Annotated in this window: 16 protein-coding genes and 1 riboswitch; of the genes, 13 read left to right on the forward strand and 3 right to left on the reverse strand. The window is 29.2% G+C overall.

Annotation, left to right across the window (positions count from 1 at the left end):
* Positions 1–109: 109 nt before the first annotated feature.
* From Q8852_RS01425 to rplA, 3 genes are all read left to right on the forward strand, one after another.
* Positions 110–862: a hypothetical protein gene (locus Q8852_RS01425; protein WP_305938213.1), complete on the forward strand. Its 753-nt coding sequence runs from the start codon at positions 110–112 to the stop codon at positions 860–862.
* Between the two features lie 191 nt (positions 863–1,053).
* Positions 1,054–1,644, forward strand: coding sequence for a 50S ribosomal protein L11 (rplK, locus tag Q8852_RS01430; protein ID WP_305938214.1), 591 nt, complete (start codon positions 1,054–1,056; stop codon positions 1,642–1,644).
* 2 nt (positions 1,645–1,646) lie between these two features.
* On the forward strand, positions 1,647–2,342 hold the full coding sequence (gene rplA, locus Q8852_RS01435) for a 50S ribosomal protein L1 (protein ID WP_305938215.1): 696 nt from the start codon (positions 1,647–1,649) through the stop codon (positions 2,340–2,342).
* Positions 2,343–2,404: 62 nt separating this feature from the next.
* Here rplA and Q8852_RS01440 read toward each other — a convergent pair whose 3' ends face one another.
* From Q8852_RS01440 to Q8852_RS01450, 3 genes are read right to left on the reverse strand one after another with little or no spacing between them, the layout of a single operon-like run.
* Positions 2,405–2,866 (reverse strand): hypothetical protein, encoded by a 462-nt coding sequence (locus Q8852_RS01440; RefSeq protein ID WP_305938216.1) that lies wholly within the window; start codon positions 2,864–2,866, stop codon positions 2,405–2,407.
* The gene (locus Q8852_RS01445; protein ID WP_305938217.1) at positions 2,859–3,365 is read right to left on the reverse strand and encodes a DUF4231 domain-containing protein; all 507 of its coding nucleotides are present in this window, start codon (positions 3,363–3,365) and stop codon (positions 2,859–2,861) included. The genes Q8852_RS01440 and Q8852_RS01445 overlap by 8 nt, the downstream gene beginning before the upstream one ends.
* Positions 3,365–3,838 (reverse strand): hypothetical protein, encoded by a 474-nt coding sequence (locus Q8852_RS01450; RefSeq protein ID WP_305938218.1) that lies wholly within the window; start codon positions 3,836–3,838, stop codon positions 3,365–3,367. The genes Q8852_RS01445 and Q8852_RS01450 overlap by 1 nt, the downstream gene beginning before the upstream one ends.
* A 90-nt stretch (positions 3,839–3,928) precedes the next feature.
* Between Q8852_RS01450 and Q8852_RS01455 the strand changes: the two genes are divergently transcribed.
* The 10 genes from Q8852_RS01455 (at position 3,929) to Q8852_RS01500 (ending at position 21,994) form a co-directional block, all read left to right on the forward strand.
* Entirely contained in the window at positions 3,929–4,783 is an 855-nt protein-coding gene (locus Q8852_RS01455; RefSeq protein WP_305938219.1) for an HAD family hydrolase, read from the forward strand.
* 76 nt (positions 4,784–4,859) lie between these two features.
* Positions 4,860–5,870: an ECF transporter S component gene (locus Q8852_RS01460; protein ID WP_305938220.1), complete on the forward strand. Its 1,011-nt coding sequence runs from the start codon at positions 4,860–4,862 to the stop codon at positions 5,868–5,870.
* 8 nt (positions 5,871–5,878) lie between these two features.
* Positions 5,879–8,338: an MAG1360 family OppF-related protein gene (locus tag Q8852_RS01465; RefSeq protein WP_305938221.1), complete on the forward strand. Its 2,460-nt coding sequence runs from the start codon at positions 5,879–5,881 to the stop codon at positions 8,336–8,338.
* Between the two features lie 13 nt (positions 8,339–8,351).
* Positions 8,352–8,446: riboswitch (TPP riboswitch) on the forward strand.
* Between the two features lie 26 nt (positions 8,447–8,472).
* The gene (gene cypl, locus Q8852_RS01470) at positions 8,473–9,639 is read left to right on the forward strand and encodes an ABC transporter thiamine pyrophosphate-binding lipoprotein p37/Cypl (protein WP_305938222.1); all 1,167 of its coding nucleotides are present in this window, start codon (positions 8,473–8,475) and stop codon (positions 9,637–9,639) included.
* Complete coding sequence (locus tag Q8852_RS01475) at positions 9,639–10,364, forward strand: ATP-binding cassette domain-containing protein (protein WP_305938223.1); 726 nt, start codon at positions 9,639–9,641, stop codon at positions 10,362–10,364. Before cypl ends, Q8852_RS01475 begins: the two co-directional genes overlap by 1 nt.
* Positions 10,357–12,051, forward strand: a complete 1,695-nt coding sequence (locus Q8852_RS01480) for an ABC transporter permease subunit (protein WP_305938224.1) — start codon at positions 10,357–10,359, stop codon at positions 12,049–12,051. The genes Q8852_RS01475 and Q8852_RS01480 overlap by 8 nt, the downstream gene beginning before the upstream one ends.
* Before the next feature lie 199 nt (positions 12,052–12,250).
* On the forward strand, positions 12,251–13,087 hold the full coding sequence (locus Q8852_RS01485; protein WP_305938225.1) for a hypothetical protein: 837 nt from the start codon (positions 12,251–12,253) through the stop codon (positions 13,085–13,087).
* Positions 13,072–13,581, forward strand: a complete 510-nt coding sequence (locus Q8852_RS01490; RefSeq protein ID WP_305938393.1) for an IS30 family transposase — start codon at positions 13,072–13,074, stop codon at positions 13,579–13,581. Before Q8852_RS01485 ends, Q8852_RS01490 begins: the two co-directional genes overlap by 16 nt.
* 264 nt (positions 13,582–13,845) lie before the next feature.
* Complete coding sequence (gene rpoB / locus Q8852_RS01495) at positions 13,846–17,481, forward strand: DNA-directed RNA polymerase subunit beta (protein ID WP_305938226.1); 3,636 nt, start codon at positions 13,846–13,848, stop codon at positions 17,479–17,481.
* Positions 17,474–21,994 (forward strand): DNA-directed RNA polymerase subunit beta', encoded by a 4,521-nt coding sequence (locus tag Q8852_RS01500; RefSeq protein ID WP_305938227.1) that lies wholly within the window; start codon positions 17,474–17,476, stop codon positions 21,992–21,994. Before rpoB ends, Q8852_RS01500 begins: the two co-directional genes overlap by 8 nt.

Raw genomic sequence — 21,994 nt, forward strand, 5'->3', positions numbered from 1 at the left:
GACATTTTAATGAATTATTAATTACTATTCAGTTTTTAAAGAACATAAAAAACGCTAAAGCGTTTTTTTATTTTTGACATTTCGTCATAAAAAATGTTATCATTAAATTATGCGTGAAAAAATTTCAAATAACTTTAAAAGAACAAAACTCATAGAATTTTATGCAGAAATTTTGGATTGCAGCGTAGAATGACTAAGCAAGTCTCGGAACAGCGATAGTTATTTACTTAATAAATTTAAAGAGCAATATGCTGATAATATCAGAAATGTTGCTTATAAAATTTTTAACATTAAAAGATGCTCATCTATCAGAGTGGAGGATATTAAAAATTTACTTTTAGCAGAATTAGCTAAATTGATGAGTGGTCAAAACCCTAAATACGAAAGTGATATGCTAGCTATGTTAGAAGAGCATAATATGAAAGGATGCTTTAGTTACTTCTGAACATGCTTAAAAAACAATGTTTCTAATGCTGTTGGAAAGGTATGCAATAAACAAGAAGAATTTGAAGTACGACTTAATGGTAATGAAATAGATTTAGGAATCTTAAAATACCAAATGAATGCTTCAGAAATAAAAGCTATCACTGATGCTAAGAAAAGAGATTTAACTATACAAAGAGCGAGAGCAAAGGCGTATAAAAAACTCAAGGAGCAAAATTATACGTTGTTTAGTCAAAACTTCCAATATAAAATTGAGCTTCCAATTTTAGAAGAGAAGAAGAAAATTCGAAATAAAATGTATAAAATTTTTGTAGAAGAATTTATCGAACGATTTAGAAAAATTCAAAAGAAATATGCGAAGAAGAAAGCAAAAAGACCTAATTCTAAATCTAAAAAAGTAAAGGAAAATAAGAATTAAATTTGAAAAAATAAACTTTTAGCGCTATAATATAGCACTTTTAGAAGTACTGTATTTTTTCATAAAAATCCATTTAATGGTAAAATTTATTTGTGTTACACACAAATAATTTTTTATTACATTTTATAAATAAAATGTAACTCGTGGAAGATAGGTTGCCTGTCGTTAACCACAATATCGAAAGGATAAATATGGCAAAAAAAGAAATCCAAAGAATTGCAAAATTACAATTCCCTGCCGGACAAGCTAAACCAGGTCCAGCATTAGCTGGTGTTGGTGTTAACATGCCGGAATTTACAAAAGCATTCAATGATGCAACTAGAGATAGAGCTGGTGAACCAGTTCCAGTAGAAATTACAGTATACAAAGATAAATCATTTGAATTCAAATTATTTACAGCTCCAGCTTCATTCAAAATTAAACAAGCTGCAAAAATTCAATCAGGAGCTGCAAACTCAAAAACAACAATCGTTGCTACAATTACAAAAGATCAATTAAAAGAAATCGCAGAATACAAAATGCCTGACTTAAACACAGATGACATTTACGCTGCTATGGCTACAGTAGCTGGAACAGCTAAACAAATGGGTGTTTTAGTTGAAGGATACGACGATATCTTTAAAGCAAAAGCAGAAGCTAAAGCTGCTGCTAAAGCAGCTAAATTAGCTGCCGAAAAAGAAGAAGCATTAAACAGTGACCTTGAAAACCTTGTTAACACAAAAGGACAAGCTATTGAAGTTAATGTTATTACAGATGAAAAAGCAGAAGAAGGAGCAGAATAATTATGGCTAAAAGAGTTTCAAAAAACTTAAAAGCAGCACGTGAATCATTTGATAGAAATGTTGCTTACGATTTAACAGAAGCTATTGAATTAGCTAAAAAAACTTCTTATGCAAAATTTGATGCTTCAATTGATCTTGCATTTAACTTAAACCTTGATGTTCGTAAAGCTGACCAACAATTACGTGGTGCAGTATTATTACCAAACGGAACAGGTAAATCAGTTCGTGTATTAGTAGCTACAAACAATGTTGAAAAACAAAAATTAGCTAAAGAAGCAGGTGCAGATATCGTTGTTGATGCACAAGCTTTAGAACAAAAAATTAAAGAAGATAACTTTGACTTTGACGTTATGGTTGCTGACCCAGCTATGATGCCTTTACTTGGAAAATATGGTAAAAAACTTGGGCCTAAAGGATTAATGCCTAACCCTAAAACAGGTACAGTTACACCTACTCCAGAAAAAGCTGTTGAAGAACTTAAAAAAGGTAAAGCAAACTACCGTACAGATAAAGCAGGTATTGTTCACTCATTAATCGGAAAAGCAAGCATGTCAACTGAAGCTTTAGTTGAAAATGCTCAAACACTTATTTCATTAATTAAGAAATTAAAACCAGCTGCTGTTAAAGGTACATACATTGTTAACCTTACAGTTTCAGCTTCAATGGGACCAAGTGTTAAAGTTAAAATCGAAAAATAATAATTATTATTTAATGTGCTCGTAAGAGTACATTTTTTGCAAAAAAAATCACCAGCAGGTGATTATTCAATTAATTTAGCTATATTATCATAATCTTCAACTGTAAGTGAATTTTTAGTACTAATATCTGAAATTACTTCTTGAATATTAACAACATTATCATGCAATTTAGCTTTTTTATTAGTGATACCTAAAAAGCTTTGAATACTTACAATTAAAGTGGTTACAACGGATAAAACAGCAATTAATACAAAGAATAACATAGTGTCTTCTGGGTATTTATTAAATCTAATTGCATATAAGTTCAAGATAACAATACTTGCTGCAATAAAAATAGCTATTACATTTAAAATCACAAAGAAGAAACGAGAAAAGTTATATTTAAAAAATGTTTTTCTTTTCAATTTAGTAATCTTGATATTTAGCTCTTCTTCATTAAATGGTTTATCTAAGGTTTTGTTTTTAGGTTTAAAATTAATTTGTTTTTCTAGTTTAATTACAATAGGCTCATAATTTTTATCCATGTAAATAACCTCCTGATAAATCACTAGATTTAAAACGATCTATTTCAAGTATTGCAAGAGTTCTTTTATATAAAATGAATTCAGCTTGCTTTTGATCAAGATTTTCATAAAAAATAATTTTAAGTTTATATAATTCCATTTCAAATTTAATTAAATTAAGTTTCGCTAAATAAAATGCATATTTTTTATTTATAACAAAGAAAGATAAAATCCCGCTAATAAAAGTAATTAAAGCATTAATAATAGTGGTTGCAATAACGTAGTTTAAATTAGAGTTATTATTTAATCAAGTGTGAAATGGATTATTAACACCTTCTGGATAAAATTTACTTGCACCAGCAAGGTATCAAACAGCAATTAAACCATTAAATAAGGTTGCTAGAATAATAATTAAATTTAATAAATAATAAACAGTACCATAAATACCTAATTTTGCTTTTGTTGTTTTTACAAGTCTATGATAAGCACTTAAAGCAGTAATTTTTTTAGCTCTCTTCATTATCTGCTCCCTGTAGTTAATTCATTTTTAAGTACTTCAGCAATAACAATTTTTTTACGAGTACTTGCTTGTTGAAATAAAGCATCAATAATGTTGTTCATAGCTTGCTGTGAGATTTGTCCGTTATCATACTTGATTTGAATATAACAAATAGTGTTATATATTTTCTTATATAAATCGCTATGGGTATTGTAACGATAAATAGCTATAAATAAGTTTAAAAAGAACGAAATAATAATGAACGAAGCTAGTAATGCGACTAATAAATAAGATTCATAATTAACTCTATCAGTTGTATTAGGCTTGTTATCAATCTTAATTAACTTAGAAAGAACAATTGAAGCTAGTACAATAGCAGAAATGTTTAAAAGTGCTATTAATACTGAAAAAATATCATCCAATAATTTGTATCTTTTAAGTCGCTTTTCGTCTTTTTTTAATTTGTTTTTTAATATTTCTATAACTTGATTCATATAATAATTTTATATCTATTTTTAAGGACTATAAAGAAAAAAATCAGATTAAAAATTATGCATAAAATTAGATTGTTTTATAATATGGATATGAACAAAAAATGAGCAATATTTAGTGATGTAGATGGGACAATTTACCCATTTCCAGATAAACAACTTTCAGAAGTTAATCGTGCAAAAGTTCGTGAACTAGCTGAAAAAAATATACCTTTTGTAATTAATACAGGAAATCCACCATTGGCTAAAATTCAAAGATTAGCTGATGAGTTAAATGTAAGATATCTTTGTTGTTCAAACGGAGCAATGATTTATGATAATCTTGAAAAGAAAGCTTTACATACAGAGCTTATTGATAGAGCTAAAGCTGAGATTATTTGAGATTTAGCACTTAAACATCAAGTGACTTTATATTACATGGGAAATGATCAATATTACATGTATAATTCAACTCCAGAAACAAATGAATTCTTAACAACATTTAATGAATATAATGATTGAATTAGAGATGGTAGAATTAATGAAGATTTACACAAAATTGAAGCTTATGGATTAGCACAGAATTTAGAAAACTTCCATAAAGCTTGTCTGCAAGCTCAAATTCCACTTGATATTATTAATGTATCAAACAAATATATCGAAATAACTAATATTGGTATTTCCAAAGCTTCAGGAATGAAATGACTTTGTGAAAATGTCTTTCAAGCCCCATTAGAAGATGTAATGGTAATCGGGGATAGCGCAAATGATATCCCTATGTTTAAAGCAGCAGGATATTCATATGCAATGGATAATGCTGATAAATTAACTAAAGCAGCTGCTAAATATTATACCAGCGCAGTGGAGCAAGATGGGTTAGCTGAAGCAATTGATGATTACTTATATCGTTCAGATTTTGAGTTAAAAAGAGCTATTTCACAGCAACAAAGCAAAAAGAATAAAAAGTAATTTTAAATTCAAATATTTCAAGGAGAAATCTTTGGAATATTTTTGTATTTTAAGCTAAATATTATAAAATTTAAATATGAAAAAAGCGACATTAGAACCAGTTAAAAAAATAAAAATTAAATTATCGGATTTAGGATTATTTCCTAAATGAACTATTAAAAAAATGGTCTTTGTTGCTATTTTAATTGCTATTTCAGTTGCTTTCACAGTTGTTGCTGCACAAATTATCCCTATTGTTAATATCCCTTCTTATAAATTTTCTTTTATCGGATTACCGGTTAAAATCTCAGGATTTATTTTCGGTCCAGTTATTGGGGTGTTTGTCGGAATTGTAGCTGATTTAATTTCACTTTTATTCGTACCACCTGCTGGATATAATCCAATGTATACTGTTGCTACAGCTGTTAACGGTTTAATTTCAGGGCTTTTTGGACTTTATTATATGAACTTTTTAAAGTTTGCTTTCTCAAAAGAATACCGTTTAAACCGTTTATCAATTAAAATTAATTTATTAGCATATAAATATAAATTTGAATCTGCTTCCGGAAATAGAAAAAAAGCAATTCAAATTGCTAATAAAATTGTTGCTTTAAATAACAAACGTCAATTTATTGACCAAGACTCTTCAAATCGTGAACTTAAAAATATTTATTGTATTTCAGGAACGCTATTTTTATTAGTTGCAATTTCCGTAATAGCCTGATTCATAGGCTTTAAAGTCAGCGATGATATTATTTCGAATGGATTTATTAAAAACAGATGAGTTTTACTTGCGCTAATGACTTCAGGTATGAGTTTACTAGTTGTTTTTGTGCTTGTTGGTAGATTCTTTATGAAAACAAGTAAATATTTAGTGTTTGTGCCTATTATAGTATTCTGTGCTTTCTTAGAATTAATTAACATTCCAATTTTATCTTTTGCTGATCTTTATTCATTAGGAAACGGAAATGATCAAGATATCTTTGTTTGAATTACACAACATATTTTAACTAGTCCAATTAAGATTTGATTTAATGTCTTTGTTATTTACTACTCATATATGGTTGTTTCTAAATTAATTAATAAAAATGATCATTTATCATACTAAGAGGTGAAATGTCTAAAGAACATAAAATTCTAAGAATAGAAAACATATTTGTTAATAAAGGATACAAAAAAAGCAAATACACTTTTTGACCTGAAACTAATATTTCAATACCATGTATAGACCTATACCATGGGGTTAAAACTGCTTTTTATGTACCGGATGATAATAGAAACTTGGTATTTTCAAAAATAGCAAGTTTTGTTTTACATGATCCTAATAGTGCAGTAACATATTTTAATCCACATGCTAAAAGTTATTTTGATTTTAATAAGGCTGCTAACTTTACTACTAAGAAAAAAGAATTATTAAATAAAATTGCTTACTTTGATATTAGTGAAATTATTAATCAAGATGATACTAATATCCCTTTGTACGAGCTATGAAAAGATTGTTTGCATTCAATTACACATGCTGCTAATTTAACTAATTTAAATCGTATTTATTCAAATTTAGATTACACACTGAAAAATATTATTTTCAATATTCTTAGACTTCATTCATCTAATATTTTGGACATGAATAATGAGTTTTTAAAAACATTTCAACAAGCAACAGAGAGTTATCTTAAAATTAATAATAATGATGTGCAAAATAAACAAAACACATTAGATAATATTATCTTTTTAGCTAATAATTACATGATTTCAGTAATAAAAGAATATTTTGAATTATTCAAAGAATTAAAAAATCAATATCGTTTTTTAGAATCTGAAATCCAAACCAGCAATATTAATGAACAAAAAAGTTTCATAGATGAAGGTAAGATTCGACTTGCCTATATGAACCAAATAAATAATGTTTCTTTAATTAAAGTAGAAAATGATTTAAAAATAAGAGATCTTAAAACAGAAATTAATTTCTACGAAAATCTGAAAAATGCTACAGTTAAGTATTCAAAGAAAGTAATGATTGCTGAAATTAATTTAATCCGTAAGGAAATTAGTTTACTTGAAAAGAAAAAACATTTCTTAAAAAATATTAATGAAGAATATTTTGATTTGCTTAAAGATATTTTAATTAAGAGAAAAGAATTAAATATTTGAATCTTTAATTTTGATAAATTAAAATATTTAAATGAGAAACAATTAAATAATCTGAAAAATGAAATTGATTCTGAAATTAATATTTTTATTAATAATAACTTTACAGAAATTAGAAACAAATATAAAAACACTACAGTTAAGAAAATTAAGGATTTTATCTCACAAGAATTCTCATTTAATATTAAAGAATACATAACTATTTCAAAAAATACTGCAGAAGAATGAAACAGCAATATTAGAAACAATAAAAAAGCAATTGAGGCTATTAAGAACAAGAAGTACAATCATATTTCTGATTATAAAAATATCGTAGATGTGCATGATTTAGAAGAAAAAATTAAATATGCTCAAGCTGAATTAGAGTGATCGAAATATTCTAAAGAAAAGTTATTTAATTCTTTATTAAAATCTAAAGAGTTTAAACTTAATCGCCTTAAGTCTAATGTTAAAAAAACTCAAAGAGATATTTCTGCTTGTTTAGATAAAATTCTTAAAGCTACCCCAAATAAAAATGAGGCATATTTTAGCTATATTTTAGAAATTGAAAAATTTAAACATTTTATTTCAACAAATTGAATGTTTAATCTTATTTTATTAATGATTTCATATGCTTCTAATAAGCAAAAAGCTAATAAGTGCTTACTGCTTAATTCGGCTGCTATGATTCGTTTTATTGAGTCATTTGAAACATCTTCAATTTCAATTCCTAATTACATTAAACCTTTTAAGGACCTTGATGTAGTAGATAAAGCTAAAATTAAGCTAACTAAATTTAGTTTAGATAAAATTCAAATCTTATTTATTCAAGATAGCTTAAAACAAATTAATGAGTTTGAAAAAAGCGAATTTATGAGAGTTTTATTTAAATTAATTGAGGTAAATGATATTACTACAATTTTTATCAGTTCAGATTTAGAAGTTATTAAAAATTCATTCGATTATGTTTACTTCTTTAATGATATGCAACTGCTTGAAGGTGGAAAAGTTAATGAAGTCTTGAAAAAACCAATTAATCCAGATTTAAAAATGCTACTAAAAGGTAAAATTAATTCATTAAATCAACAATTAAACCGAGATTATGTGCAATTATTCATTTATCCAGCAATTTATTATTTAGACACCCAACCAACCCATTTTGTTTATTGTACTTTAAATGAGTATCAAACTTGAACTTTAATTAATACTAATAAACTTCCTCAAAAGCAAAAAGAATTCAATAATACCAAACTTTCAGATACATTAATAAATGATTTCTTCCAATCTGTTTTTGAGGGTGATGAAGTAATTTTAACTCAAGAAAATACTAAGTTTGTACCTGAACCTTATGATGCAGGAGATAAACAATTTACTAAAGAAATAGCAACAGAAAAAAATAAAGTTTATGTTGAAAATATTTCGCCCGAAGATATTGATAAATTATTTTAATCTTATATAATACTTCCAAGGACAGAGGTACTTGTTTTTACAGGTTGAGAAATACTCTTATAAGCTGATCTAGTTAATACTAGCGTAGCGAGTCTTCTCTTTTACTATCCTTTCTGTCCAGGAAGGATTTTTTTATGAAGTTAAACAAATTAAAACTTTTATTACTTGCTGCATTAGGTTTTAGTCCTATTGCAACAATGGTTTCATGTTCAAATAACAGTGAAATTAAGCTTTCACTAATTAAGCCAACAAGCATGAATGAAACTAATTTAAATGAGTATAAAAATAAACTCGAAACTCAAATGAATGATTATTTAAAAAATAATGGTCATTTAGATATGAAGTTTAAAATTACTTTAGTGGATGCTGGAAGTGATTCATACAATGTGGTAGTGGATTCTTTAACTAAAGGCGAAAGTGATTTAGGATTTATTTCTGTAGGTTCTATTATTGGAAATGAAAAAGAAATTGAAAACGAAGTGAATTCAAATGTCATCCAAACCTACACCAAGCAGTTTAATGGAGATATTTTAAATGCATTTTACACCAACAATGGTGAGAACTTACAACAAGCTGCTAAAAATGAACAAGTTGTATTTGATAAAATTCGTTGATCAGAAAAATGAAATGAACCTAAACCAGGAAATCAGTGAGATGGTTCATTGTATCAAGCTTTTTATAATGACAATAATGTCTCATATCAAAGAGGTTTGATAGCTATTGTTGCAGATAAAAGTACGACAGCAGAAATTGTTAAAGCTTGAAATGATAAAAATTTAAATAAATTTATTTCTTATGGATTAGGGATTGGAAAACCTGATTCAGGAAGCAAATACATCTTGCCTGAAGCTTTAATGAAAAAACATTTTAATTCTGAAAAGAAACAATTCGAATCATTAGAGGATTTAAAAATAAAAAACCCAAATAAGATTCATGAAAATGTCAAATTATCAAAAGCCTCAGAAGAAAAAAATAAAGATATTCACATCTTTTTTGATAATGAAGGTAGCTATAGCTGAACTCATTTTAAAGATAAAATTAAGTTTGCTTATGCTACTAATCCAGCTACAAGACAAGGGGAAACGATTAGTTTTCTAACTCTAACTGATCCACTTCCTTTTAATATTGGACTTTTATCTAAAAGAATTACAGATAATCAATACAAAATAATTTATGATGCTTTAAAAAATACTTTATCAGGTAATGAAGTATCATGAGGAAAAAACGTTGGTTTCAGTGACTTTGGAAAAAGCAACATTGAAACAGTTTTAAACACAATTAAAAATTCATTAGGAGAATAATGCTTAAATTTAAGAATGTTGCATTAAGTTATGAAGGTGCAGAAGTACTAAGTGACTTAAATTTTGAAATTAATAAGAACGAAATAATTGGTCTTATTGGAAAAAGTGGTGAAGGAAAAAGCACTATACTAAAATCCATATTTGACTTTAGTATAGTGTTAAAAGGCGAAATTTTATATAATGGTCAAAATATTTTAAAATTAAAAAACAAACAATTAAAACAATATAAAAATAACATTTCATTCACTGATTCCGAAACGCTTAGTTTAAATGATCTTGATGCTTACAAAAACATTTTGTATAACTTTAATGCATATTCTAATATTTGAAATAAGTACTGAAAAATTCTCACTAAAGAACAAATTAATATCTTATGAAGTTTATTTAATCAATTTGGAGTTGAAAAATATGCTTTAACTCCATTAAATCAACTTTCAACTGGTCAAAAACAAAGATTTAACTTTATTTCAGGAGTATTTAAAAATTCTGAGATTTTAATTTGTGACGAAATCACCAGTAATTTAGACTTAAACAATTCGCAAAAGGTTTACAATCACCTTTTAAGACTTAAAAACGACAAAATAATTATTACAGCTATACATGATATAGATTTAGCAATGCAATATTGTGATAAGCTGATTGCTGTAAAAAGCGGAAAAATTCAAAAGATAATTACAAAAGAACAATTTGATAAAGAGGAATTGTTAATTTACTTTGATGAATAAACAAATATTTAATAGTAAGATTAAGCAAAAAAGAATACTAAAATATATCAGTATTCTTCTAGCTGTTTCTTTCTTATTTTATGCTTTATACAACTTAAAATTCTTTTATTTTGTCGCATCCCCTCAATGGGGAAAATCTTGAAGTAATTTCAAGTCAATTTTTGCATTTAATTCAACTAGTAACGCATTAAGTGAAAATTTATGGTTAGTTAACTGAAATTATTTCTTAATAACTTTAAAAGGAGTTACACTAGGTACTTTTTCTGGATTTTTATTAGCAATAATAACTGGATATTTTTCAGCTAGCAACATCCATAAACATAAGACTTTTTCTTATTTAATAAAAACTATTATTCTTCTTTTAAGAGCTTTTCCTGTGATAGTGTTTATTTTGCTATTTAAGGATGCTTTTAGTGCAATGCTAGCTTCATTTGTGCTTTATTTTTGGTTTACTTGATTATGAATGAATCGTTATATTGCTGATTTAATAGAATCCTGCTCTACTAAAAAATATTATCAAGATATAAGTCTTGGAAGCGGCAAAATTAAATCATTTTATAAAAATATTTATCTAAATATCAGAATTAAATTTTTCTTAAATTTCTTTATGTCTTATGAATCTAATATTAGATGATTAACTATTTTAGGTTTAGTTGGAATATCTGGTTTAGGAGTAGTTTTTGGTAATTTAAGAGTATATAAAGATTCGCTTGGGATTACTTTACTTTTTATTGCTTTATTTATTTTGCTAGTGGAATTAATTTTATTTGCCTTAAATAAAGTTCTTTTAGTATCAAAAGCAATTTCGAATCCAAGTATAAAAGATATTAAATCACTTAAATATAATTGAAAAAAATATGTTTTATGATTAATGACTTTAGTTTATATTGCTATTGTGATTTGAGGATTAATATCCCTAAGAAGTGAATCAGTCTACAGCAAAACTTTAGAGGATTATTTTAGCTTAGTTTTTAAATTTGATTTTACTAATATAAATTGAAATGATTTAATGCTAGATTACTGATTAATCCTACAACAAGGTTATGTAGCGTTAGTTTTTGGTTATATTTTTGCTTTACTTTATGCTTATGTATTAGCGGAGAGAATTAATAAAAATTACAATGTTATTTTAAGTAAAATCGGATTAATTATTTTTAAAGTTATTCCTACTTTTATTTGATTCTTAATTTTTAACCCTTTAATGCACTCATATGCTGCTATAACTATTGCTCTGGTTATTTCTTGTTTCAGAAAACTAACAAAGCAAATAGCTGAAAGCATTAATACAATATCAGCAACTAAAATTGAACGCTTTTATGCTCTAGGATGAAGTAAACTAAAAGTCTATACTTGATATATTATCCCTTATATTAATAAACAACTTTTAGCAGTATTTATTTTCCAATCAGAAGATTGCTTAAGAAATTCAATTAGTTATGGAACATTTGCGAATATTAGTATTTATTCTTTAATTAATGAATATCAAAGAACATTGCAATATAACAAGATTTTTCCAGTTATTTTACCTGCATATATCACATTTATACTTTTTGAAGTTGCATTTTGAATATATAAATCCAAAATTTGAGAAAAATTCACCAACAAAAATAATTCTCAACATTTAACAGTTACTGCTAAATACGAAAAGTTCCAAAAACGCCTTATTTCAAGTCTTAAAAGTAATTAATTCTTAATAAAATATCGGCTGATTTCATAGTGAAATCAGTCATTTTTTCTGCGAAAAATTGCTTGCAGTTTTATACACTAAAAAAGAAAATTTTATAAATTAAAAAGCTGCTAATCCACCTAAACAGTGGGTTAACAGCTTTTTGTAGTTCCTTGTTATAATAATATTGCTTCAAAAAGAAAGGAACCACACTTATTATATGTTAATCGAGAATAAATATAATAAAAAAAGTATTTTTTGTATAAAAATTGAGGAGCAGGTTTACAAGACTGTTGCATTAAAAACACAAAGAGAAGCATACCACCATTTTGTGATTATGGATTCATTAAATAATGAAAATATAAACAAGATGCATAAAGAAATAAATAGCATCAGAGAACAGAAAATCACAAATTTTAACATTGAAAAACTCGCAATAATGTTTAAACATTTTGAAACAGCAAATTCACTTACTGAAATTGCAAAATTGATGAATATATCAAATAAAATTTTGAAGCAAAATTTAAAACTAGCCACATTAGATCTTAAAGCAGAAGACTCATATAAATTCTGTAGTAATTGTGGAAAGAGATTAACAACTATTTTTAAAGTTTCACATCATGAGTGATATAAATATAAAATAGAAAATATTAAAAATCCAGTTGAACAATTAAGGCAAAATACCTTATTAAAATGAAAAGATATTGTTCGCTTTTCAAAATACTGAAGTAAACAACACAAACGAGTTAAAAAACTTTTATCTAAAGGACAACAAATTTCTATTGATGAAAAGAAATTTGAACCACTTATATCTGTTGCTACATTTCTTGATTATTATAAAGAGCAATTGGAAGATAAAAATGCTTTTGTCCCTACACCGCAGGCTTTTTATGACTTTATGGATTGTGATTATGTACATGAAATAGATTTTTCAATATTTATTATTAAATCAAAAGAGGAATATCTAAAGCTCATTGAGATAAACAGCAAAATAAGAAGAAAAAGCCAAAAGGAACTCAATCAACAAAGATTAATTTTGGAATTTCTATACATTTAGCTCCGCTATCTATAAGAAACAGAGAAGAGTTTGGTCATTATGAAATGGACACTGTAATACTTAATTTAAGAGCTAAATGATGTATTTTAACATTGCTCGAAAGAAAAACGAGAATGTTATTTGGGATTTTAACACGGCGAGATGCTGAATTGGTTAAAGAAGCGCTTATTACACTAATTAACCATCATAATTTAACAATATTATCTTTAACCATTGATAATGGTTCTGAAAATGTAAAGTTAAATGAAATTAAACAAATACCAGTTATTTATAAGTGCGATACATATTCTTCATGACAAAAAGGAAGCATAGAAAATGCTCATAAAAAAATCAGAAACTTTTTACCAAAAGGCAAGTTTCCTAGATATGTTAATGATGAATATATTTTTCAAATGTTTATCGCAATAAACGACCAATATAGAGAGTATATTGATGATAAAACAGGTAGAAAAATAAGACTAAAAACTTCAGAGTTTTTCAATAGTTTTATTTAAGAAAAATATCGCATTTCCAGCCCCGGCTGTGTTTTTGCATACTCTTTTTGCAAATTTAGTAAAATTTCTACAGCAATATTGAGGAACTACTCAATTTTTCCCTTTGGTGGACGTTCAACTTTTTAATTAATAAAAAAGAAAATTTTCAGCATTAAAAAATATTTTTTTGTGTTAAAATTTATTTACCTTACGTATATATACATTTTTATAAATGTATTTTTTATATTTCAAGGTCTATATTTTCAGAAAGGATGAGAATAATACATGGAGCAAAAAAATTATAAAATTCGTAAATTTGGTCCTATTACAGAGAGAAGAGATTATTCTGTAACAAAAGAATCTTTACCTTTGTTTGATATTCTTGAAACAAGTAAAGAAAGTTTCGAACTTTTTATTAACAAAAGAATTCAAGAATGTCTTTTAGAAGTTTACCCAATTGAAGCTGCTAACAAAGAAGTACGTTTAGATTACGTTAAGGGTTCAGTTAGACTTGAATTACCATTTAAAAAGATTACTAGCGAAAGCGAAGAAATCAAAAAAGCAAAAGCTAAAGGGATTAACTTTAGCGTTAAAGTTTATGTAAGCTTAAAAAGAGAAATTACAAATACTGGAGAAGTTAAAATTGATGAAGTTTTACTTGGAGAAATTCCATACATGACTTCAGGTGGAAGTTTTATCATCAATGGTTCTGAAAAAGTTATCGTTTCTCAGTTAATTCGTTCACCAGGTGCATACTTTGGGCTTGGTGTTCGTAATAAGCAATCAGATGACTTATTCAACAAACTTGAAATTTTACCTAGAATCGGTTCTTGACTTGAAGTATCTCACAAAGTTACATCTTCAACTTTAGATACAGTTAAAATCAAAATTGATAAAAACAAGAATGTTAACTTAGCTACATTCTTAGGATCATTTGGTTTTACAGTTAAAACAATCCAAGATTTATTTGGAACAAGTGAGTTATTAGAAGAAACACTTAAGAAAGATAAATTAATCCAAAACACAGAAATGACTGAAGCAGAAATTCTTGATGCATGTCAAGAAGAACTTTTCAGAGGTCTTAGAAAAGGAGATCGTATTTCTGAAGAAGCTAAACGTTCACTTATTCCTGGAATGTTGTTTGATAAAAAACGTTACAACTTATCAACAACAGGACGTTACATGCTTAATAAGAAACTTTCTCTTATTGACCGTATTACAAATACATATTTAGCAGATGACTTTATTGTTCGTTCATCAGAACCTGGGGAAAAAATTGTTTTATTCCCAGCTGGAACATTTATTGACATCAAGAAAGCTAAAGAAATTCAAAACGCTTTTGATGAAGGTTTAATTAGAAGTGAAAAAATTCCTGGAATTGACCCAGAAATTGTTTACCATAGATTAACTCAACAAAACAAAACACTTTCAAAAAGAATTAACATCATTAAATTAAGAGTTTATCCAACAAGAAAATGAATGGAAGAAAAACCTGAAGAACCTGTTTTAGTAATCGGAAACGATCCTAAATCAACAGAAACACATCTTTTAATTTCAGATATTGTTGCTGCAATTAACTACTACTTCAATTTAATCGATGGAATTGGACAAGATGATGATCCGGATTCATTAACAAACAAACGTATTGTTTCAGTTGGTGAATTACTTGAAGGTCAATTACAAGTTGCTTTAACAAAACTTGAAAAAGCTACACGTGAACGTATGGGGGCTAAAGAAGCTGATAAAGTTACGGCTAAGAATGTTACGAATAACAAACTTATCACAAACCAAATGAAGCAATTCTTTAACTCTTCAAAACTTTCACAATTCATGGATCAAATTAACCCACTTGCTGAAGTTTCAAATAAACGTCGTGTTACATCACTTGGGCCTGGTGGTCTTAACCGTGATACAGCACAATTCGAAGTTCGTGACGTTCATGCAACTCACTACGGAAGAATTTGTCCTATCGAAACACCTGAAGGACCTAACATCGGACTTATCCTTAACTATGCTACATATGCAAAAGTTAATGAATTAGGATTCTTAAAAACTCCTTATTTCAAAGTTAATAATGGTGTAGTTGATTATTCAACAACTCACTACTTAACAGCTGCTGAAGAAATTGGGTTCTCATTTGCTCAATCTTCAGTTAAAGTTGATGATTCAAATAGAATAGTTGATCCATATTTAACAATCAGACGTGATTATAACTATATTATAGGAACACCAGCAGATATCGACTTTATTGAGGTTTCATCAAAACAAATCGTTTCAGTTGCTGCTGCTGCTATTCCATTCCTTGAAAACGACGATGCTAACCGTGCACTTATGGGATCAAACATGCAACGTCAAGCAGTTCCACTTCTTCAAGCTGAAGCACCATTTGTTGCAACAGGTATTGAAGCTGATATTGCTAAATATTCATCATATAACTTAGTAGCTAAAAACCCTGGAGTTGTTACATTTGTTGATGGATCAAAAATTATGATCAAAAACGAAAAAGGTAACACAGATAGATATAGCTTAAGAAACTTCGAAAGAAGTAACCAAGGAACATTAATTCAACAAAGACCAATTGTAAGAGTTGGACAAGAAGTTGAAAAAGGTGACTTACTTGTTGATGGTAGCTCATTTAAAGATGGAGAAATGGCTCTAGGTAAAAACGTGCTTGTAGGATTCACTACATGAAACGGATATAACTTTGAGGATGCTGTTATCATCAATGAAAGACTTGTAAAAGATGATGTTTATACATCAATTCACATCGAAGAACAAACAATTCAATTCAGAACATCACGTGCTGGAGATGATATCTTAACAAACGATATTCCAAACGTTTCAAAACAAGCTCTAAGACACTTAGATGAAAGAGGAATTGTTAAAGTTGGTTCAGAAGTGCTACCTGGAGATATTTTAGTAGGTAGACTTTCACCAAAAGGAGAAGATAACCCATCTCAAGAAGAAAAACTTCTTATGGCTATTCTTCAACAACGTCCACAAACAACTAAAGATACATCATTAAAAGTTAAAAATGGACATGCTGGTACAGTAATTCATGTTGAAGTTCTTTCACGTGAAGCTGGAGATACACTTGAAGAAGGCGTAGATAAAATTATTAAAGTGTCAATCGCACAAAAACGTAAAATCAAAGTTGGGGACAAGATGGCTGGTCGTCACGGTAACAAAGGGGTTATCTCTATTGTTTTACCTGAAGAAGATATGCCTTACTTAGAAGATGGTACACCACTTGATATTATGCTTAACCCACAAGGGGTTCCTTCTCGTATGAACATTGGTCAAGTACTTGAACTTCACCTTGGTATGGCTGCTAGAAAATTAGGTGTTAAATTCGTTACACCATCATTTGATGGGGTTAAAAAATCTGACATCGAAGCCGCACTTGTTGAAGCTGGACTTGATAAGAGTGGAAAACAAACTCTTATTGACCCAATTACTGGAAGAAAATTTGATAAACCTATTTCAGTTGGTGTTATGTACATGCTTAAACTTAACCACATGGTTGATGATAAAATGCATGCTCGTAGTGTTGGGCCTTACTCACTTATTACACAACAACCACTTGGAGGGAAATCTCAAAATGGGGGACAAAGATTCGGGGAAATGGAAACATGAGCTATCGAATCTTATGGAGCAACAAACGTGCTTCAAGAAATTCTTACCTATAAATCAGATGATATCATCGGACGTAATGCTTTATATTCAGCATTAGTTTCTGGTAAAGAATTACCAAATCCAGGAGTTCCTGAATCATTTAACGTTCTTAGTTATGAACTTAAAGGACTTGGAATGAAACTTGATACTTCAACTAGAAGTATTGATGAAGAAGAAAATGTAGATCACAGTCAATATCAATATGTTGACACAAACGAAGTAAGCGGAGGAGAAGATTATGAATAATTTTGATAAAGAAACAGAAGAATTAGTTGAACAAATTAATAAGATTACTCTTTCTCTTGCAACAGATAAAGATATTTTAGAGTGATCACATGGTGAAGTTACAAGACCTGAAACAATTAACTATAAATCATATAGACCTGAAAAAGACGGGTTATTTGATGAATTAATTTTCGGACCTGTTACAGATTACAAATGTCCTATTTGTAATACTAAATATAAGAAAAGTGATGAAAATTCAGTATGTACTAAAACACCTGCTTGTGAAAAATATAGACCTGTTATTTTACCTAAAATCACACGTAGAAGCAGAATGGGACACATTAAATTACACAACCCAGTGGTACACTTCTGATTCTTCAAAATCGATCACTCAATTATTGCTAAATTACTTGGACTTAGAGTTGCTGACTCAACAAAACAAGTAACTAAATCAGATTTAGAAAAATTAATTTACTATAAATCTCACATCGTACTTGAAGCTGGTAACCTTTCAAGTCTTAAAAAGAACACAATTATTGATATTAATGAAGCCGCAAACATTTATGAAGCTGCATTAATTGAAATGCTTGGTAACTATGAAAAAGGTACAGATGAATACGAAGATATTGAAACAGCATTAGAAGAACTTAGAGAATATGCTGAATCAAAAATCGGGAAAGATTTCGGGATTGATTTCTACCAATACAACGAAATTATCCATGAATATTCAGATGCTAAAATCGACACAGGTTCTAGAGCAATTGAATACTTACTTACTCACATTGACTTAGAACAAGAAGCAGCAGCTGTACAAGAAGAAATTGATAAAATTAATGCTGAAATGGATTTAGAAAATGGTCTTTCTACAACAAAAGAACAAGACAGATCTAAGTTATATAAACGTTTAACTGTTATTAACTCATTTATTAAATCTGGTCAAGATCCAAAAAGCATGTTAATTTACAACCTTCCAGTTATCCCTGCTGACCTTCGTCCATTAGTTCAACTTGATGGTGGAAGACACTCAACTAGTGATGTTAACGAACTTTACCGTCGTATTATTATTAGAAACAACCGTTTAGCAAAATGAAATGAAGCTGATGCTCCTATGCTTATTAAGCAAAACGAATATCGTATGATTCAAGAAGCGGTTGACGCTTTAATTGATAATGCTAGAAAAAAACCTACACCAGTTGTATCAAAAGATTCTCATCCTTTAAAATCTATCTCAGATGCCTTAACTGGTAAAAAAGGTCGTTTCAGACAAAACTTACTTGGAAAACGTGTTGACTACTCAGGACGTAGTGTTATCGTTGTTGGTCCATCACTTAGAATGCACGAAGTAGGTATTCCTCGTGATATGGCTGCTAAATTATTTGAACCTTGAATTATTAAAGAATTAATTAAAGGTGAACCTTCAATTACTAGTGTTAAATCAGCTAAGAAAATGATTGAAACTCTTAGCCCAGTAATTTGACCATATGTAGAAAAAGCAATCGAAGGACGTCCAGTACTTCTTAACCGTGCTCCTACACTTCACCGTCTTTCAATTCAAGCTTTCCAACCGGTTTTAATCCGTGGTAAAGCCATTAAACTTCACCCACTTGTAACTACAGCTTTCAACGCTGACTTCGATGGGGACCAAATGGCGGTTCACGTTCCAATTTCAGATCAAGCTGTTAGAGAAGCTAAAGAACTTATGCTTGCTTCTAAAAACATTCTTGGACCTAAAGATGGAGAACCTATTATTAACCCATCTCAAGATATGATTCTTGGTCTTTACTACCTTACAATTGAAAAAGCTGGAGTTAAAGGTGAAGGAAATTACTACTCAACATTTGATGATATGATGTTAGCTTACGAAAACGGTTACATCACACTTCACACAAGAGTTGTGCTTCCTATTTCAGAAATTAACAAAGAATCAGTTTCTAAATATACAAATGCACCTTACTTAGTATCAACAGTTGGTAAATTTATCCTTAACCGTGCTTTCCCATTTGATTTTGAATTTATCTTTGGTAAATACGTAACTAGAAAAGAAGTTATGCAAGATGATGGAAGCATCAAAGTAAGCGAAAGTGAAAAAATTGATACTTCTACAAAAGACTTAGATAAATACTTACTTAACTATGGGGATGATTTCAGAGCTAAAATTGCTCAAATGCCGGTAAATCTTGCATTAAGCAAAAAAGATATTGCTAAAATTATTCGTCGTGTATATGAAAAATACGTTGCTGTAGTAACGATTGAAGATATTGCTTCAGTAATAAATGAAACTACACAAGATAATTTCGAAGATAGATTCTTTGAATGTGCTGACCTTAGAGATTACAATGGTGAATTAATCTCAACAGAACATGCAAGAATTATTTCTAGCTCAATTAAAGAACACTTTGAAGCTATTAACTACGAATGAAGCAAGAAAAATCCTACTGCAGAAAAACACGAACGTCCAGTTTGAACATTAAACGAATATACAAAAGTTCTTGATAAAGTATGATTTGATTACACAAACTACGTTGCATCAATTCTTGATAATATTAAAAACCTTGGATTTAGATTTTCAACAATATCAGGTACAACAATCTCAATGAATGACATTACAACACTTGATACTACTGCTGAAAAAATTAAACAAGGGGAAGAATATACAGACCAACTTAAGAAATTCTTTGAAGAAGGATACCTTACAGATGATGAACGTTATACATTAACAATTCAAAAATGATCAGAAGTTAAGGATTCTATCGAAAAAGACCTTAAAGAAGTTACAAAATCAGATATTGATAACCCATTATTCATGATGTTCACCTCAGGAGCTCGTGGGAACTCATCTAACTTTACACAGCTTGCTGGTATGCGTGGACTTATGAACAACAACACCAAAGTTCTTAAAGCCGATGCAGAAAACGACCGTGTGGTTCGTTCAACAGTTGAAATTCCTGTTAAGTCTTCATTCCTTAGTGGACTTACAGCATATGAATTCTATTCATCAACTCACGGGGCCAGAAAAGGGCTTACAGATACAGCGCTTAACACAGCTAAATCTGGATACTTAACACGTAGACTTGTGGATGTTGCTCAAGGAATTGTTGTTAGAGAAGATGATTGTGGATCTGACTTTGGATTCGTTGTTAAAGATATCAAAGATACTAAAACAGATACAGTTATTGAATCACTTCAAGAAAGAATTGAAGGAAGATTTACTAACAAAGCTATTTATGATGAAAACGGAAACGAACTTGTTGCTGCAAATACCTTAATTACACCTGAATTAGCAGATAAAATTGTTAACGAATACAACCAAAGTCAAGTTGAAATCCGTTCAGTACTTTCATGTCACACCAAAAATGGGGTATGTAAGCACTGTTATGGAAAAGACCTTGCTACAAACAGAATTGTAAATATCGGAGAAGCTGTCGGAGTTGTTGCTGCCCAATCAATCGGGGAACCTGGAACACAGCTTACCATGCGTACATTCCACACCGGAGGGGTTGCTGGGGTAGAAGATATTACTGGTGGGTTTGGTCGTCTTATCGAGCTTATCGATGCTTACGACTTCCCATGAGGAAAACCTGCTGTTATTTCAACAGTAAATGGTGAAGTAATTTCTATCGCACCTGCTAAAGATAAAAACGGAAAAGACAGTACAGATATGATGGTGGTTGAAGTTGCAAGTAAAAAACTTGATGGAACTGTAGAAATCACTGAATATGCTGGAAAAGTTTCACAAAAACTTCGCGTAAAACTCGGTGATAAAGTTGTAAGTGGTCAAAAGATTTTTGAAGGACCAATTATCCTTAACCAACTTCTTGAAGCTGCTGACACAAGAGCTGTGCAAAACTACTTACTTAAAGAAGTTCAAAGACTTTACCGTCTTCAAGGTATTACAATTTCAGATAAATATATCGAAATTATTATCCGTCAAATGCTTTCAAAAATTATGATTACAGATCCAGGAGACTCAAACTTCTTTACAGGAAGCTTAGTTGATACATTTGTATATCAAAGAGAAAACGGAAAACTTCTTGCTGCTGGAAAACGTCCTGCTTATGGAGAAGTAAAAATCCGTGGAGCTAAACAAACTCCTTTACTTAGTGATTCATTCCTTGCTGCTGCTTCATATCAAGAAACAGCTAAAATCTTAGTTAACTCATCAATTGCAAAAAGAGTTGATTACTTAGAAGGACTTAAAGAAAACATTATTTTAGGACACAAAATCCCTGCTGGAACAAATTCAAATTATGAATTAAAAGGTAAATACGACATTAGAGATCCTCGTAGTTACTTCACAGGTAAAATTGATCCTGAAATGATGAATGTTGAATTAAGTGAAGAAGAACAAGCAGAAATCAATGCATCATTTGATGATATCGAAATTCCACTTTCATTCGAAGATGATTCATTAGATTTACGTAGCGGACTTGAAACAGAAGACGAAGAAAATCCAGAAACATTTGACTTTATCGATGAAGATATTAATCAAATTAGTGATGATGAATTCGGATTTGACGATAATTCAGATGAATAA

The sequence above is a fragment of the Mycoplasma seminis genome, from assembly GCF_030718845.1.
Classification (GTDB): Bacteria; Bacillota_I; Bacilli_A; order Mycoplasmatales; family Metamycoplasmataceae; genus Mycoplasmopsis; species Mycoplasmopsis seminis.